The 16,153-nt window shown below is 68.0% G+C and carries 19 protein-coding genes; 7 read left to right on the top strand and 12 right to left on the bottom strand.

Annotation, left to right across the window (positions count from 1 at the left end; genetic code table 11):
- Nucleotides 1-2 precede the first annotated feature (2 nt).
- From FBY39_RS04585 to mpaB, 11 genes are all read right to left on the bottom strand, one after another.
- Nucleotides 3-719, bottom strand: a complete 717-nt coding sequence (locus FBY39_RS04585; RefSeq protein ID WP_141930586.1) for a hypothetical protein — start codon at nucleotides 717-719, stop codon at nucleotides 3-5.
- Complete coding sequence (locus FBY39_RS04580; RefSeq protein WP_160132931.1) at nucleotides 716-1,411, bottom strand: ABC transporter permease; 696 nt, start codon at nucleotides 1,409-1,411, stop codon at nucleotides 716-718. The genes FBY39_RS04585 and FBY39_RS04580 overlap by 4 nt, the downstream gene beginning before the upstream one ends.
- A 32-nt stretch (nucleotides 1,412-1,443) precedes the next feature.
- Entirely contained in the window at nucleotides 1,444-2,163 is a 720-nt protein-coding gene (locus FBY39_RS04575; protein ID WP_141930582.1) for an ABC transporter ATP-binding protein, read from the bottom strand.
- Between the two features lie 26 nt (nucleotides 2,164-2,189).
- Entirely contained in the window at nucleotides 2,190-3,839 is a 1,650-nt protein-coding gene (gene mpaP, locus FBY39_RS04570; protein ID WP_141930580.1) for a daptide biosynthesis intramembrane metalloprotease, read from the bottom strand.
- Nucleotides 3,827-4,621: a daptide-type RiPP biosynthesis methyltransferase gene (mpaM, locus tag FBY39_RS04565; RefSeq protein ID WP_141930578.1), complete on the bottom strand. Its 795-nt coding sequence runs from the start codon at nucleotides 4,619-4,621 to the stop codon at nucleotides 3,827-3,829. Before mpaM ends, mpaP begins: the two co-directional genes overlap by 13 nt.
- Before the next feature lie 61 nt (nucleotides 4,622-4,682).
- Nucleotides 4,683-4,802 carry an MpaA3 family daptide-type RiPP gene (gene mpaA3 / locus FBY39_RS16780; protein WP_313901683.1) on the bottom strand — a complete coding sequence of 40 codons (120 nt, stop codon included), beginning with the start codon at nucleotides 4,800-4,802 and terminating at the stop codon, nucleotides 4,683-4,685.
- Between the two features lie 42 nt (nucleotides 4,803-4,844).
- Nucleotides 4,845-4,973 (bottom strand): MpaA2 family daptide-type RiPP, encoded by a 129-nt coding sequence (mpaA2, locus tag FBY39_RS16660; RefSeq protein WP_260837443.1) that lies wholly within the window; start codon nucleotides 4,971-4,973, stop codon nucleotides 4,845-4,847.
- Nucleotides 4,974-5,017: 44 nt separating this feature from the next.
- Nucleotides 5,018-5,146 carry an MpaA1 family daptide-type RiPP gene (gene mpaA1, locus FBY39_RS16655; protein WP_260837442.1) on the bottom strand — a complete coding sequence of 43 codons (129 nt, stop codon included), beginning with the start codon at nucleotides 5,144-5,146 and terminating at the stop codon, nucleotides 5,018-5,020.
- Nucleotides 5,143-6,303, bottom strand: a complete 1,161-nt coding sequence (locus FBY39_RS04560; RefSeq protein ID WP_141930577.1) for an iron-containing alcohol dehydrogenase — start codon at nucleotides 6,301-6,303, stop codon at nucleotides 5,143-5,145. The genes mpaA1 and FBY39_RS04560 overlap by 4 nt, the downstream gene beginning before the upstream one ends.
- Nucleotides 6,300-7,556, bottom strand: coding sequence for a daptide-type RiPP biosynthesis aminotransferase (mpaD, locus tag FBY39_RS04555; RefSeq protein WP_141930575.1), 1,257 nt, complete (start codon nucleotides 7,554-7,556; stop codon nucleotides 6,300-6,302). Before mpaD ends, FBY39_RS04560 begins: the two co-directional genes overlap by 4 nt.
- The gene (mpaB, locus tag FBY39_RS04550; protein ID WP_141930574.1) at nucleotides 7,553-8,578 is read right to left on the bottom strand and encodes a daptide biosynthesis RiPP recognition protein; all 1,026 of its coding nucleotides are present in this window, start codon (nucleotides 8,576-8,578) and stop codon (nucleotides 7,553-7,555) included. Before mpaB ends, mpaD begins: the two co-directional genes overlap by 4 nt.
- A 94-nt stretch (nucleotides 8,579-8,672) precedes the next feature.
- Between mpaB and FBY39_RS04545 the strand changes: the two genes are divergently transcribed.
- The 3 genes from FBY39_RS04545 to murJ all read left to right on the top strand — a co-directional run bounded on the left by FBY39_RS04545 (nucleotide 8,673) and on the right by murJ (nucleotide 11,398).
- On the top strand, nucleotides 8,673-8,861 hold the full coding sequence (locus tag FBY39_RS04545) for a hypothetical protein (RefSeq protein WP_141930572.1): 189 nt from the start codon (nucleotides 8,673-8,675) through the stop codon (nucleotides 8,859-8,861).
- Nucleotides 8,862-8,978: 117 nt separating this feature from the next.
- Complete coding sequence (locus FBY39_RS16825) at nucleotides 8,979-9,299, top strand: helix-turn-helix transcriptional regulator (protein WP_141930570.1); 321 nt, start codon at nucleotides 8,979-8,981, stop codon at nucleotides 9,297-9,299.
- A 476-nt stretch (nucleotides 9,300-9,775) separates the two neighbouring features.
- Nucleotides 9,776-11,398: a murein biosynthesis integral membrane protein MurJ gene (gene murJ / locus FBY39_RS04535; RefSeq protein WP_141930568.1), complete on the top strand. Its 1,623-nt coding sequence runs from the start codon at nucleotides 9,776-9,778 to the stop codon at nucleotides 11,396-11,398.
- 11 nt (nucleotides 11,399-11,409) lie between these two features.
- On the opposite strand, the gene FBY39_RS04530 is transcribed toward murJ, so the two are convergent.
- The gene (locus FBY39_RS04530; protein WP_141930566.1) at nucleotides 11,410-11,793 is read right to left on the bottom strand and encodes a hypothetical protein; all 384 of its coding nucleotides are present in this window, start codon (nucleotides 11,791-11,793) and stop codon (nucleotides 11,410-11,412) included.
- 289 nt (nucleotides 11,794-12,082) lie between these two features.
- Here FBY39_RS04530 and FBY39_RS16360 point away from each other — a divergent pair, with 289 nt between their 5' ends.
- From FBY39_RS16360 to kdpB, 4 genes are read left to right on the top strand one after another with little or no spacing between them, the layout of a single operon-like run.
- Nucleotides 12,083-12,223: a hypothetical protein gene (locus FBY39_RS16360; protein ID WP_160132929.1), complete on the top strand. Its 141-nt coding sequence runs from the start codon at nucleotides 12,083-12,085 to the stop codon at nucleotides 12,221-12,223.
- Entirely contained in the window at nucleotides 12,220-12,309 is a 90-nt protein-coding gene (locus FBY39_RS04525; RefSeq protein WP_141930563.1) for a potassium-transporting ATPase subunit F, read from the top strand. The genes FBY39_RS16360 and FBY39_RS04525 overlap by 4 nt, the downstream gene beginning before the upstream one ends.
- On the top strand, nucleotides 12,309-13,997 hold the full coding sequence (kdpA, locus tag FBY39_RS04520) for a potassium-transporting ATPase subunit KdpA (protein ID WP_141930561.1): 1,689 nt from the start codon (nucleotides 12,309-12,311) through the stop codon (nucleotides 13,995-13,997). The genes FBY39_RS04525 and kdpA overlap by 1 nt, the downstream gene beginning before the upstream one ends.
- Before the next feature lie 2 nt (nucleotides 13,998-13,999).
- Complete coding sequence (gene kdpB, locus FBY39_RS04515) at nucleotides 14,000-16,147, top strand: potassium-transporting ATPase subunit KdpB (RefSeq protein ID WP_141930559.1); 2,148 nt, start codon at nucleotides 14,000-14,002, stop codon at nucleotides 16,145-16,147.
- The last annotated feature ends 6 nt before the right edge of the window (nucleotides 16,148-16,153 follow it).

The raw sequence follows: 16,153 nt of genomic DNA, 5'->3' as shown, positions 1-16,153 counted from the left end.
CCTCACGTCACGTCTCGCGAGACGAACCGGACGACGGCCACGCCGAGCCCGAGGATGATCCAGCCCGCGACAAGCGGCACCGCCGCGATGTCGGCCGCGAATCCGAGCGTGCCGGCATCCACCCCGACCGCTCCGAGGAGGGTGGGGAGAGGCAGGATGCTCGCAGCCCCAGGCACGAGCGACGCGAACGGGACGGCGACACCGAGCGAAGCGGGGACGACGAACAGCGCGACGAGGTGGTGGCGGACGATCACGCCGATCGCAAACCCCCAGGATGCCGCGAGCGCCCCGGCGACGGCGGCACTCCCGAGGAGGGAGGGCGCCGGCGTCCATCCGGCGCCCGCGACACCGCCCGCGACGAGGGTCCCTGCACCGCACGCGAGTCCGACGACGGCACCGCCCCCGCCCGCGAGAAGAGCGCGCGCTGCCAGCACCGCACCCCGGCGCTGCGCCGTCGTCTCGCGCACGACGACGCCACGTCGGAGGGCGAGCGTGTAGTCGAACCCCGCGTAGAGGGCCGATACGAGGATCGTCATGAGGACGGCCGGGGTCACGAGCGTCGCGCGGAACGTCTCCTTCACGGCATCCGGAGCATTGCCGAGTCCCTCGGGGATTGAGAGGGCGATGGATGCCGCGAGCACGAAGCACGCGACGACGAAGCCGGCGAGGACGAGGTCGGTCGGGAGCGCGGCGACCCGCGAGCGCAGGGCAGCGGTCACCGCGTACGCCGCTCCGCCGTGAGGAACGCGACCGCCGAAACCCCCACGATCCACGCGAGTGCCACGACGACGGCGGCGGGTCGGTCGAGCAGGACGTCGCGGTATCCAGGCACGGCGATCGCCGCGATCGCGAGTCCCGGTGACCACCGTACGACGTCGGGATTCGTGCTCAGGAGAAGCAGCTCGAACGCGAGAGGTCCGCCGAGCACGATCGCGGCGGCCGCGTAGTAGTTGCGGACGATCCACCCGACAGCGCAGCCGCCGATCGCGCCGAGCACTGCACCGCCGAGGGAGCCCGCGAGGGCCCCGCCGACGTCGGGTGACAGGACGAACGAGCTCCCGTTCGCCGAGAGAAGCGCCGCCATCGCGACACACCATGCCGCGCAGAGCATCGCGGTCAGCAGCGTTGCGGTCACAGCTCCGCCGAGCGACTTGGCGACGAGCGCACGGCGTCGACCGACCATCAGCGTCGTCCGGTCGAGGGAACCGTAGTACTGCTCGCGAGTGACCGTGTACGCGCCGGCGAATCCTGCGGCGACAAAGCTCCAGCCGAGCGGTGCGACGAGTCGCAGCGTGGCCTGGGCGGCGGGGAGGTCTCGAGCTGCGGCAGTCGCATCGCCGCCCGACGTCAGCACCACGACGGGCACGAGGGCCGCGAGCCCGATGAGTGCGAGCAGGGTCAACCCGCTCACCGACCGGACGATCTCGGCCCGGATCGCCCCCGTCACGCGGCGGCCTGTCCGTCGAGGAGCCGGAAGTAGGTGTCCTCGAGGGACGCTCCTACGTCGAGGAGCTCGTCCAGCTCTCCCGCGAACAGCACGCGGCGACGCAGCACGACGACGTCGTCCGCGGTCTGCTGGATCTCGGACAGCTGGTGGCTCGAGACCAGCACGGCGCCGCCTCGACGGGCGAAGGTGCGAAGGAAGCCCCGCAACCAGCGAATGCCCTCGGGGTCGAGTCCGTTGGCGGGCTCATCGAGGATGAGCGTGCGAGGACGTGCCAGCAGGGCAGTCGCGAGTCCGAGCCGCTGCGTCATCCCTGTCGAGAAGGTCGCGATGCGGCGGTGCCCGTCGAGTGCGAGCCCGACGTCCTCCAGCACTTCGTCGACGCGTGCCGGTGGCGCGCCGACCATGAGTCGCGTGATCTCGAGATGGCGACGCGCCGTGAGACCGGCCTCGAAGCCGAAGTCGTCCATCTGCACGCCCACGTGCGCCGCGGGATGCACGAGCTGACGGAACGGCACCCCGTCGATGCGCGCGACTCCGGCGGTCGGTGCCACGAGTCCGACGATCGCCCGCAGAGTTGTCGACTTGCCAGCGCCGTTGGGCCCCAAGAGACCGACGATCCGTCCTCGCTCCACCGAGAAGCTGACATCGTCGACGACGCGGCGTCTGCCGTAGTCCTTCGTGAGCCCCTGGACCTCGATCGGGGGGTGTTCTGACATTCCGTGGTCCTTTCCCTGCGTTGTCGTCATTGCGAATCTGCGGGTGCACCGACACCGATGGTCGTCAGCGGCTGCAGCACCGTGGCGCTCCACAGCGCGCCCCACGCCGACGTCCGGCCGGTCGGGATGACGGCGATCCCGACCGAGTCGGAAGACGGGCGGGCGCCGACGAATCGGGCCTCGGCGATCGTCCGCCCGTCCAGGACGACTCCGGGCGCGTCAAACGGGTACACCGCGCCGAGAGGCACGGAGGTCGGGGCGTCGGATCGCGCCGTGACGACCGCCTGCGCGATGGCTCGACGGCCCAGCATCCCCTGTTCGTAGAGAGTCACCGCCGTCCCCGGTGCGATGTCGGGCACAACCGCACCGGGGACGACGAGTCGGAGGGAGGCGTCGCTCGTGACGAAACCCGTCGTGAGGGTCGTCTGCACGGGGATGATGAATCCTGCGCAGACGGCCACCGCCACGATCGGTGTGCCGACGAGGATCACGCGCCACGGGCGCGCGCCCGTTCGGAAGAGGTGGCGGACGGCCTTGACGAGCGCGGCGGTCACACCGACGGCGACTATGAACGCCAGCGCGAGAATCGCCCAGGCGCCCCCGGGTCCTCCCCCCGAGAGTGCCCGGATGATCCGATCCAGCGCGAGCGCGATGAGCAGGAGCGGGGTGACGACGCTCATGACACCGAACGGCAGAACCCACGCCTGTGGCAATCGACGCGGCTGTCGCGACGACCCGAACAGCACGCGCCCCGTCGTGTCGCGGACGTCGTGGATTGCCGAGGTTCGCAGGTTCGGGATGTCGAGGGCGCTCATCAATGCCAAGTACCCGTCGAAGCGGACGAACGGGATGAGATTGACGAGCACGATCGACCACGACGCGGTCGCGAGGATCAGGAGGGCATCGCGGACGGTGTCATCCATGCCCGGGATCGCCGCCACGAGCGCTGCGGCTGAGGCGAGAGCTGCGTTTACGGCCGGGCCGGCGAGCGCGACGGCGACCCTCCCTCGGCGGTCTGCGAGTCTCCAGCCGTTCGTCACGTCGACGAAGAACGCGGGGCTGAGATAGAAGAGCATGACGCCGGCGCGACGGGGCAGGACCCCATATCCGGCGAGTGTCATGCCGTGGGCTGCCTCGTGCGCGAACGTCGCAGCAACGAGAACCGCGACGACGGCGAGGAAGCTCGACACGGGGAGCGGCCGGGTCAGCAGTGCGAGGACGGTCGGCGCCTGTACGGCGAGCGCTGCGGCACCGAGCACGATGAGGACGGCGATGGGAGTCAGCATCCATCCACGGAGGAGACGGCGGCGGAGCCTTTCGAGGCGTGAGAAGAGAGCGGGCGCGCCGAGCGACGCGAGCTGGACCGTGAGCGGAGGGCGGTAGGAGAAGCGGCCGGGAGGGCGGCGCTCGGCACCCGCGATGAGTCCGCGCCCCTCGAATCTGCGCACGAGCGCGAGAAACTCCGTTGGCGACGACGCCGAGTCGTGGCGACTCTGCAGGTCTCGCACGGGAGTTCGCCCATCCAGTGAACGGAGCAGGTCGACGACGGGACGCGACACGCGCGAGACGGGCACGTCGGATGCCAGGACGATCCACTGCCCGTCGCCGGCGGCGGACTCCTCGAAGGCGACGGTGTCAGCCAGTCGGGGACGGGAGTCGAGGGTCAGCGCTGCCACGACGACTCCAGGATGACGATGCCGTCGCCGGGACGGAGACCCGGCGTGCGCACGGGGTGCACGATCGATGGTTCGAACCCGGCGTCGACGAGTTCGCGGGAGATCGTCGCATCGTCGAGGATCTGGAGTCGTGTCGTGAAGATCGGCCCGATGAGACCGTCGTTGAGCTCGACGAAGTTGACGATCCGCTCGGATCCCCCCGCCACAACCTCTTGCGAGGACAGGTACGTGGCGTTCCGGCCCGCTCGCGTCACCGCAATCGTGTGGTCGGCAGTGCGCTGGAGTTCCTGCGCCGCCACGAAGCCGGCGACTGAGAGCGCGAAGCGTCCATCGGGGGCGAGGTGGTGTCGCACGCTGTCGAAGAGGCGGCGGCGACCGTCGGGGTCCAGAAGCGTGATGGAGGTCGCACCGAGGACGATGAGATCGAATCGCTGATCGATGCGGAAGTCGCGCATGTCGGCGTGCACGACCTCGAGGTCGGCGTTCGCGGGCGCGGCTTGCCTGAGCAGGTCGAGCATTCCGAACGACAGGTCGAGGGCCGTGACGGCTTTCCGGATCGACAAGAGCGGAAGTGTGATCCGCCCGCCTCCGGCGGCGAGATCCAGTACCCGGCCGTGGCACGCCCGCGCGAGGGCGACGAACTCCCGCACCTCGCTGCGATCGCCGCCGACCAGGTCGTCGTAGAACCGCGCTCCCTCTGCGGAGTACAGGTCTTCCGTGCGGGGGTACGCGCCCTCGCGTGCCAATCGTGCGCGGAGTGATGTCGTGAGTGTCTCTTCCATCGAGTGCCTTCTGTCGGGGGTGCGGACGCCGCGCGGGCGCCCGCACCCGATCACACGATCGCTATGTCGCGATCGCGACGAGGCCGCCGATCGCGGCGATGATGTAGGAGGCGTGCTGCCACCACTCCATCGGCGCGTCGAGCGGATCGAGCTCCTCGAACTGGAGCGTCAGGTGTTCCATCTCGTGATTCCTTGTCTCTCGTGGGGTGATTCACCCGTGGCGTCAGGTCGCGGAAAGGACGATCAGTCCGAGCGCGACTCCGTAGCTGAATCCTCGGAACCAGTCCCAGCCGTCGTCCGGCACCGACATCTCCTCCAGTTCGACGAACTCGAGCGTTGATGCGTTCTGCATGCTCACCCCCTTTCCTTCCTCGAGTGCGGATCGTGCGCCCGCGGCTAGGTCGCCGCGACCACGATGCCGACGACCGCGATCCCTGCGAGCAGACCCTGGTAGAAGCTGTCCCAGCTGGGTGCCTCGAGTTGGTCGAGTTCTTCGAACTGGAGCGTCGTTGCGATGGCCGTCATATCGTCATCACCTCCTCTCGTCGTGAGCCGATGGGTCCGCGTGATGCCCACACGGCGTCTTGGAGAACGCGGGAGATCTCGGCACGGTCGATTCCCCTCAGTGGTGGCCGGCCGAGTCCCCACGCGTTTTCCGTCGCTTCGGCGATGCGCGTGATGTCGGCTGAGGTGGGTGCCGGTGCGATCGGGATCCGCCACCGATGGAGGAGCGCATGGATGCCGTCGACCGGCCCGTGCGGCAGGCCGATGGCATCGGCGACCGGGCGCCAGAGACTTCGCAGGCCCTCGCTTCTGCCCCACCGGTCGTCGCCACTTTCGATACGGCCCCAGACGGCGGGGAGGACAGCCGCCGTCGCGGGGATCTTGCGGGTCTGCAGGACGAACGACACTTCGTTGGCGAGGTACCAGTGCTTCATCGAGAACGCCGCGGGGATGCCGAGCGCCGGGCTCTGCGTCGCGGCTCCGAGCTGCGCAGCGCGGAGCCGCGTGTCGGCTCCCCCGAGGTCGTCATCGCCCGCGCGCGCGAGGGCCGTCGCTAGGTCGATGGCCACGGCGGACGCGACCCGGGTTCCCGTCGCTCGCCCGGCGACGCGCAGGAGCGCCTCGAGGCAGCCTTCGCGGACGGCTGCTTCGGGAAGCGAGAGCAGCGCTTCCCCGTCGATGACGGCGTGCGCGGGGCGCAGTTGGTCGCCCACGACCAGGCGGCGTCCTCCGCGGGTGTCGACCACGGCGACGGAGTTGACCTCGGATGACGTCCCCGTCGTCGTCGGCACGGCGATCACCTGCGGCGCGGGCGACATCGCTCTCGGGAGGAGCGTCAGCGCACGCTGGTCGGCACTGCGCAGGGCGTACGCGAACAACGCTTCGTCGCGGCAGGCGAGCGCGGCGAGCTTGACGGCGTCAATCGTCGTCCCGCCGCCGACCGCGACGATGACGGCCGGCGCATGCCGACGGAGGCGCTCCGCCAGAAGCCCGATACCCCGCGCGTCTCGATCCGAGCCGAGCGGCAGGGCCAGCGACGGCGACACTTCCCGAACCCGCTCCGTGGCTCCCGGGACTCCGTGGTCGAACACGACGGCCGTGCGGCGCGCGTGGCACAACGTCCGCAACGTCTCGGCGGTGTGGCCGACGGCGGCGTGGATCACGGTTGCGGACATCATGCGGCGTCTTCGCGCCAGGCGTCGATGCCGCGACGGATAGCCCCGTCGAGGACGGCGAGCTCCTCTGCCGTGAAGGCGTAGGCGGGGATCAGCTGAATCGTGCTGGGTCCGGGGTGGACGAGCACGCCCTCACCGGCGATCCGCGCGACGAGGTCACCGATTCCCTCGGCAGTCAGGTCCGACCCGTCGGCATTCACGAGGCGGATCCCGATGAAGCACCCGCGTCCCGACCAGCGCTTCGCGTACCCGTCGCGCACGAGCGCGTCGGCCAAATCGGCGAGCCGGTCGCCCAGCCGCGCGATCGTCAGCGGTGGCAGGCGTTCCAGCTCGTCGATGACAGCGAGGGTTGCTGCGGACGCCACGGGGGTTCCGGCCTGCGTTTCGGCATGGGCGAACGTCGCGCGGGAACGAATGAAGGCCCGCGTCACGGTCGGCCCGACGAGGAGCGCGGCCGCTGCCGTGGCGCCGTTGGTGAGTGCCTTCGACACCACAAGAACGTCGGGCGGTACGGGCCACGCTTCGCTCGCGAAGAGAGGCCCTGTCCGACCGAATCCCGTCGCGACCTCGTCGGCCACGATCAGGAATCCGTATCGATCACGCAGCGACGCGAGCCGCCGCAGGAACGCCGGGTCGAGGGGCACGGCTCCGCTCCCGAGCACGGGCTCCAGAACGACAGCCGCGACCCGATCACCCTCGCGGTGGAGAAGAAGTTCGAGCTGCTCACCGCCGTCGTCATGGGCGATGTGACGGATGCCGCGGCGGTCCAGCGCGTAGAGCGGTTGCAGCAACGCGTCTCCGCTCAGCGCGTGGCTGCCGTACATCGTGCCGTGATAGCTCCCCGTGAGCCCGACCACGACCGTCCGTCGGGCGTGACCGGCGACGGCCCCGTATTGGCGGACGAGCTTCATCATGGCGTCGTTCGCCGCGCCACCCGACGTCGAGAAGATGACGCGCTCATAGGTCTTGGGTCCCGCGAGACCGACGAGCGCATCCGCCGCGTCCGCCGCGAGTCGGTGCGGTGCGCGGAAGAGCGAGAGATACGAGGCATCCCGGGTCGCCCGTTCGACGGCCTCGGACACAGCGGCGTTGCCGTAGCCGAGCGGCACGTTCCACAGACCGCTCGTCGCGCACAGTCGCGTGGTTCCGTCGGCGTACGTCACGTGCCGATCCCGGGCGGAGACCGCGATGCGGGCGCGGTCGAACGTGCTGTCGGCGGGGAGGAGTGACGTCCAGATGCGCTCGGTCTGCGTCATGCCGCTGATCCGACGACGCCGTGATGGACCGACAGCGCCTCGACCGCCTGGGTACGCAGTCGCTCCGCCGCGGACATGGCGATCCCGCACTCCGCGGCGATCCGCTGGGTGGCCCGCTCGGAAGATGACGATGTCTGGACGATTTCGACGACGCGTGCGGTCTCTTCCGACAGACGGAACTGACGTCGCGTCACCGGATCAGCGAGCACGGGGGCAGAACCACCCGAGGACAGCACGAAGGGATCGAGCGTCTGCGGGAACGCGTCCGCCCCGCCATCATCGACGAGCACGCGACCGAATCCGCTGACGGGGGCGGAGGACAGATCCGCGGGAAGAGCACGACGCAGCTCAGCGAGCGCGAGGAGCCGCGGGAGCCACACCCGTTCCTTCAGCGCCTCCGTGAGCTCGGCGAGCGGCACGACTCCCGCGAACGCGGCGAGGCGCGGAACTTCGACCTCGAACGTCGCGGGGTCGTCCGCGGTCCCGAGGTCGGCACCCTGTGCTCCGAAGGTCACTCGTCCGTCATCGCCGATCGCGAACGAGTCCGCTGGCGCGACGCCGAAGGGGTCGAGAAGCGCGGTCCGATCAGCGAGCTGCATCCGTGGGTCGCGCAGCTGCGGGGGGAGGATCCCGCTCTCGCGTGCGATCTCGGCGTCGTCGAGGAACGCCCGCCATCCGTCGATGTCGACGAACCGGACGACGGTGGGTCCGAGCACATCGACGAAGGCGGCCGCGATGTAGTCCTGCAACTCGATCGTCTGGCCCGAAACGGTGAGCTCGTCGCCGAGTTCAGCGAAGCACCCCTGGTATCCGATGACGAGCCCGCGCCCTGCTTCGTGCCCAGCGGGCTCGGGCCTGAGGAGGACGTCGCGCGGACCCACACGTGGGCTGACCGCGGATGCTGCTTCACCCGTCGATGCGAAGAAGAACCGCGCGTGATGCTCTCGCCGACCGGAGATCCACTCGTGGACAGCGCGCGCGATGTGCGGCTCGATCTTCGGCTCGGAGTGCGTCTGCGACATCGTGGTTGTCCCTCTCGTCCTGCCGGGGGCGATGTCGGCAGGTCCGCTTATAGTAAGCACTCATAAATGAGTCATTCGGGCGAGAGGAGAATCTGTGGATAACCAGAACGAGCGGGGTTCCGCGTGGTGGATGTTCGCGATCGCGGCCGGTGCCGTCGCGATCGTCGCGAGCCTCGCAACGGGCCCGATCGCGTGGTGGTCGGTGGCTACGATGATCGTTCTCGGAGTGCTCGCGGTGGTGCTCGTGGTGTCAGGCATCCGCGCGCTCGTGCGGAAGCCGTGAACGTGAAGCGCTGCATGGGCGGGGCAGCGGAGTCGCGTGGCGTTGCGAGCAACCGGCGACCGCACTTATGTGTTCGGTCTCGCAAATGAGCGAGGACTCACTCAGGTCTCTGAGGCCATGGGCAACTACGTTCACCGTGCCAACGGCTTCGAGACCGGACAGTTTCCACCCGAAACGTGGCGCCCCGCCGTGCTCTTCAGTCGACGGCTTAGAGAAGTTCGGCAGCTCCGCCGACTCACCCAGGAAGAAGTGGCGTACCGGGCCGGCATCGCCGTGTACACCTACAGACGCCTTGAACGAATCGGCCCAGGCGTGAGACAGAGAGCCAATCCGACCCTCGACACGCTCTTGCGTGTGGCGGCAGCGCTGCAGGTTGACCCGTCCGTCCTGCTGACGACACGTCCGCTGGCTGGGGAACAGGATCCACGATCCAGGTAGCCGCATTCGCACATCCCGACCAGCACCCTCATGTGCTGGTCGGTGCGCCGCACGCCGACTTTGGTGGTCTCCGGCAGATGCCACTTACAGATCGGAGTCACCATGCACCGCATATCGTCCTCACTTCGTTGTCGGACGACCGCCATAGCCGTCGGCTTCGCCTTGGCGGGGAGTCTTGTGGTTTTCCCACCTTCGGCCGCGTCGGCAGCGCAGGTACCTGCGGCACTGGCGGTCAAGGCGGCTGGCTGTTCCCTGGGGGTCCAGTACAGCAGCGGGCCCTGGTACTGGTGGATTTCCGCCCTGTACGGCGCGAAGGTCTACAACTGCGGATCAGTAAAGAGGCGAATCGAATTCATCCTCAGGGGAGGAGCCCGACGAGGACTGTGCCTCGCGGTCGCACCCGGCAAGGAAGTGCACGACCAAGCAACGACCGCCTTCGGCGGATACCGCTTCTGCTGACCGAATAGGGGACATGCGTGAGATCGGCGGGATCGCTGCTGCGCGGTGGAGTTCATCTCGGCTCGGGGACAGTCGCGTCACGAGTGCTCGGCTTTCTCCGGACGGTTCTGCTCGCGTGGATCCTGGGAGCAGTGGGGAGCGAGGCAGCCGATGCATTCGCGGTCGCGAATCAACTTCCCAACAACGTCTACTGGCTCATCTCCAGCGGCGTCTTCGCGGCGATCCTCGTCCCGCAGGTAGTGCGCTCCCACACCCATCCCGATGGTGGCGAAGCACACATCAATCGAGTTCTCACGTTGGGATTGTCACTTCTCGCTGTGACGACCGTCGTCGCGCTCTTACTTGCCCCCTGGCTCGTGCGGATCTATACGGCGAGCTGGGGCTCGGCTCAGCTCGAGCTGGCCGTGGCTTTCGCCGTCTGGTGCCTTCCGCAGATTCTGTTCTACGGAGTGTTCTCGCTCCTGGGTGAGGTGCTCAACGCACGGCGCCAGTTCGCGCCCGCCGCTTGGGCGCCGCTCATCAACAACGTCATTTCACTGGCGGGCCTCGGGACGTTCGCAATCATCTTCGGCGTTTTTCCGGACGGAACAGGGAACGTCGGAGACTGGACCCCTCTCATGGTCGCCCTGCTCGCCGGGACGACGACCCTCGGCGTGGCAGGTCAGGCGGGAGTGCTGGTCGTTGCATGGCGACGCGCACGCCTGCGCTTTCGGCCAGACTTCCGCTGGAGAGAAGTGCATCTATCCGGAATGCCCCAGATCGCGGGGTGGACATTTGCAATCGTCGTGCTCGGACAGGTGTTAGGCATCGTCCAATCTCGTGTGACAGCCCTTGCCAGTGGCGCCGGCGCTTCACTGTTCGCAACATCCACCGCATGGCTGCTGTTCATGCTGCCCTACTCCGTCGTCGCGGTCTCGATCACGACCGTCTACTTCACTCGCCTCAGCGAACTCGGGGCGTCGGGAAACACGCATGAGTTCGTGCAGCTGATCACCTCCGGGACCCGGATGCTCGTCATCGCGATGACAGGCGCAACTCTCGCCATGCTGCTCGTATCTGTGCCGATCGGCCGAGTACTGACGGAGGGCCGCGACTCAGTCCAGGCGATGTCGATGGTGCTCGCGGCATACCTGGTTGGCCTGGTCCCGTTCGCCCTGCTGCTCCTCGTGCAAAGAGCGTTCTACGCGGTGGGGGACGCCAGAACGCCTTTCATCTACGCGTGCGTTCAGGCGGTGGTTCTCGTCACCGCCACCCTTCTGGTTCCGCTCTTGGTCCGACCGGAGATGATCGCAGCCGGGGTAGCGCTCGCTCAGTCAATCGGAACAACAGTTCAGGCAACAGCGGGATATCTGTTGCTTCGCCGCAAACTTGGGCCCCTCGCCCTCCGTAGCTTGATGCACACCGCCGCACGAGTGGCAGTCGCGACTCTTCCGGCCTCGGCTCTCGGGGGCACGCTGGGAATCTGGCTCGTCGGACCGAGTCTGGAGGGATGGGCCATGACGAACCAGCTCACCGCAGCCGCGACCGCGGTTCTCATCGCGACGACGTTCGCTGCGACGTACCTGACGATGCTGTGGCTCGTGAAAGATCCCACGCTCCAAGAGCTCATTACACGGTTCACGCCGCCGCGGACGCGGTGAGCGGGCGCGCGTCACCATGCGCAAACGAGGATGTCTGTGAAGTCCGCTTCGTCTAGCGAATGGGGCCTGGGTATAACCGCGACCTCGACAGTTTCAGCTGTGCGCCAGTCTTCGTCACTGCTGCACCCGGCCACGACGATCCAGTTCTGTCGACTTTCGTCGTCTCTGAACGATGCCGCTTCCCCGACAAGAGGGCTGACGTCCTGGATTACCAGTGTCGATTCTTCATCGATGCAGTCCGAGAGTGCCGCCAGCGACTCCCCGAAGTGTTGATCGAGCGACCCCGCGCACGACTCATCTGCGGAAGCCGAGCAGGCGACGAGCGACGCCACCGTGCTGAGGAGAATCCCAGCGATGAGGATTCGCGCGGTCCCGATCATCAGAGTGTGCGGCATCGTATGCGTTTCCTCTCGCCCTGTCGGCACGGTGTCGGCAGGTCCGCTTAGAGTACGCACTCATAGATGCGCTCTTGAAGGGCTCAGGAGAACTTGTGGATAACTGGGAACGGCAGGGCTCCACGTGGTGGTCGGTGGCCACGATGATCGTGCTCGGCCTGCTTGCCGGGGTGCTCGTGGTGTCAGGCATCCGCACGCTCGTGCGGAAACCGTGAGGCCTCACGCGATGCGCGTGCGGATTCCGTAAGGATCGCGGGCGGAGCCCTCCGCGAGCGGTTGCATCGACATCATGCTCGATGTCATCTACGTCCTTGCGGCGCTGCTCCTCTTCGCGGTGGTCGCGCTGATCGTCAAGGGAGTCGAACGGCTGGGTCCTCCCGCCCGCACCGCGGCTCCCCGTGAGGCTCAGAACGGACGGGAGCGGCCGTGATCGTTTTCTCCCTCATCGCCGCCGTCCTCGCGATCGCCGCCGTCGTCTACCTGCTCGTCGCGCTCGTGCGCCCGGAGAAGTTCTGATGGGTCTCGACGCAGCGACGATCTGGACGGGCGTCCTCCAGATCGCGACGGTCCTGCTGATCCTCGCCCTCCTCTACCGTCCTCTCGGCGACGCCATCGCCTGGGTCTACACCTCCCGGCGCGACTGGCGGGTCGAGCGAGGCATGTACCGCCTCGTGGGCGTCGACCCGGCCTCCGAACAGACCTGGCAGGCCTATGCCCGTGGCGTCCTGATCTTCTCCGTGGTCGGCGTGCTCTTCGTCTACGCACTGCAGCGCTTCCAGGCGGTGCTCCCCTCCTCACTCGGACTTCCCGCAGTCCCGGAGGGCCTCGCGTTCAACACGGCCATCTCTTTCGTCACGAACACGAACTGGCAGTCCTACTCCCCCGAGCTCACCCTGGGCTACACCGTCCAGCTTGCGGGGCTCGCCGTGCAGAACTTCGTCTCGGCGGCCGTCGGCATCGCCGTCGCGATCGCACTCGTCCGCGGGTTCGCACGCCGTGGCTCCACGACGATCGGCAACTTCTGGGTCGACCTGACTCGCGGGGTCGTCCGGATCCTGCTGCCGCTCGCGATCGTCTCCGCCATCGCCCTCCTCGTCGGCGGCGTCGTGCAGAACGTCAACGGCTTCACGACGATCGACACTCTCTCGGGAGGCACGCAGGTGCTGCCGGGCGGGCCAGTCGCCTCACAAGAGGCGATCAAAGAACTCGGTACGAACGGGGGCGGCTTCTTCAACGTCAACTCGTCGCATCCGTTCGAGAACCCCGCACCGTGGACGAACGTGCTCGAGATCCTGTTGCTCCTGGCGATCCCGTTCGCGATGCCGCGAGCCTTCGGCAAGATCGTCGGCGACAACCGCCAGGGGTACGCCGTGCTCGCGGTCATGGCGACGATCTTCCTCGTGTCGATCACGGCCATCACATGGCTCGAGTCCCTCGGCCTCGGGACCGCCCCGCAGCTCGCGGGTGGTGCGATGGAAGGCAAGGAGGTGCGCTACGGCATCTTCGGCTCGACGCTCTTCGCGGGGGCGACGACCCTCACGTCGACGGGCGCTGTCAACTCGATGCACGACTCGTACACGGCGCTCGGCGGCATGATCCCGATGATCAACATGATGCTCGGCGAGATCGCGCCCGGCGGAGTGGGGGCAGGGCTCTACGGAATGCTCGTGCTCGCCGTCATCGCCGTGTTCGTCGGAGGCCTGCTGATCGGGCGCACGCCCGAGTACCTGGGCAAGAAGATCGGACCCCGCGAGATCAAGCTCGCGAGCCTGTACATCCTCGTCACCCCGATCCTCGTGCTCACGGGGACGGCGCTGAGCTTCGCGATCCCCGGCATCCGCTCCGATGTCGAAACCGTCTCGATCTGGAATCCCGGCATCCACGGGCTCTCCGAAGTGCTCTACGCCTTCACGTCGGCGGCCAACAACAACGGCTCCGCCTTCGCGGGGCTCACGGCCAATACGCCCTGGCTCAACACGGCGCTCGGCGTCGCGATGCTGCTCGGCCGGTTCATTCCGATCGTGCTCGTGCTCGCGCTGGCCGGCTCACTGGCGGCGCAGGAGCGCATCCCCTCGAGCGTCGGCACGCTGCCGACCCACCGGCCGCAGTTCGTCGGCCTGCTCGCGGTCGTCGCAATCGTCATCACCGCCCTCACCTACTTTCCCGTTCTCACGCTGGGTCCCCTGGCGGAAGGTCTCCTCTGATCATGTCCACGACAACCGTCTCCACTCCCGCCCGGGCATTCAGCGCCGCGCAGCTCGTCCGAGCCCTTCCGGGAGCCGTGCGCAAGCTCGACCCGAGGGCGCTCTGGCGCAATCCCGTCATGTTCCTGGTCTGGGTGGGCGCCGCGCTCACGACAGCCATCGCGATCGCCGAGCCGTTCCTCGGAGGCCCCGAAGCCTCGGGCGGAACCCCGGTTCCCGTCGGCTTCACGTGGGGCATCGCCGTGTGGCTGTGGCTCACGGTCCTCTTCGCCAACGTCGCCGAGGCCGTCGCCGAAGGCCGTGGGAAGGCCCAGGCCGCGTCGCTCCGAAAGACGCGCACCAGCACGATCGCGCGCCGCATCGACGGCTATGACGCACACACGGATGCCGCGGCAGTCCGCGCCGCAGTGGCGGAGGTCTCCTCGAGCGATCTGCGCCTCGGAGATGTCGTCGTCGTCGAGGCGGGCGAGCTGATCCCCGGCGACGGTGACATCGTCTCGGGGATCGCGACCGTCGACGAGTCGGCGATCACGGGCGAGTCCGCGCCCGTCGTCCGCGAATCGGGCGGTGACCGATCGGCTGTCACGGGTGGCACTCGGGTCTTGTCGGATCGCATCGTCGTGCGCATCACGTCGAAGCCCGGCGAGACGTTCGTCGACCGCATGATCGCTCTCGTCGAGGGAGCGGCGCGTCAGAAGACACCGAACGAGATCGCGCTGAGCATCCTCCTGTCGAGCCTCTCGGTCGTCTTCGTGGTCGTCGTGCTGACCCTCAACCCGATCGCGTCGTACGCGGCATCGCCCGTGTCGATCCCCGTGCTCGTCGCGCTCCTCGTGTGCCTCATCCCCACGACGATCGGGGCTCTCCTCTCGGCCATCGGCATCGCCGGCATGGACCGGCTCGTTCAGCGCAACGTGCTGGCGATGTCGGGACGCGCCGTCGAAGCGGCGGGGGATGTCACGACGCTGCTCCTCGACAAGACGGGCACCATCACGTACGGCAATCGCCGTGCGACCGAGTTCCTCGCGATGCCCGGCGTCCATGACGACGACCTCGCGCGCGCTGCCGCCCTCTCGTCGCTCGCCGACCCGACCCCCGAGGGCGTGTCGGTGGTCGAGCTGGCGGCGGGCCGCGGCATCCACGTGTCAAACGACGCCGACGATCCGGATGCGACCGTCGTGCCGTTCACGGCTCAGACCCGCATGTCGGGACTGGACCTCACCGACGGCACGCAGCTCCGGAAGGGTGCAGGATCGGCTGTGCTGGCGTGGCTCGATGCCGAGGGCGCACTCATCGCAGCGAGCACGCGGGCGCAGATCACGAGTGAGGCGGATGCCGTGGCCCAGTCGGGCGGCACTCCCCTCGTCGTCGCGACGCTCCGCCCCGCGCGCGGGCAAGAGTCCGCGGAGGGCCGGCTGCTCGGTGTCGTGCACCTCAAAGACGTCGTCAAGGAGGGGCTCCGCGAGCGCTTCTCGGAGCTGCGCGCCATGGGCATCCGCACCGTCATGATCACGGGCGACAACCCGCTGACCGCCGCGGCCATCGCGAAGGAGGCGGGCGTCGACGACTACCTCGCCGAGGCGACGCCCGAAGACAAGCTCGCCCTCATCACGCGTGAGCAGGCAGGCGGCAAGCTCGTCGCGATGACGGGCGACGGAACGAACGACGCTCCCGCCCTCGCGCAGGCCGATGTCGGCGTCGCGATGAACACCGGCACGTCGGCGGCGAAAGAGGCCGGCAACATGGTCGACCTCGACAGCGATCCCACGAAGCTCATCGACATCGTCAGTATCGGCAAGCAGCTCCTGATCACGCGCGGCGCCCTTACGACCTTCTCACTGGCGAACGACATCGCGAAGTACTTCGCGATCATCCCCGCGATGTTCATGGGGATCTTCCCGGGCCTCGCAGCGCTCAACATCATGCAGCTGTCCTCGCCGGCCTCGGCGGTCACGAGCGCGATCATCTTCAACGCGATCGTCATCGTCTTCCTCATCCCACTGGCGCTCCGCGGTGTCGCTTATCGCGCCGCGAGCGCGTCGAGCGTCCTGAGCAGGAACCTCCTGATCTACGGACTCGGCGGCGTCATCGCCCCCTTCATCGGCATCAAGCTCATCGACCTCGTCGTGAGCCTCATCCCGGGCTTCTGAGCCCGC

Origin of the sequence: Microbacterium sp. SLBN-146, from assembly GCF_006715145.1 — a bacterium.
Lineage (GTDB): Bacteria > Actinomycetota > Actinomycetes > Actinomycetales > Microbacteriaceae > Microbacterium.
The sequence above is the reverse complement of the archived record's forward strand: the minus strand, read 5'-3'. Positions and strand labels throughout refer to the sequence as shown.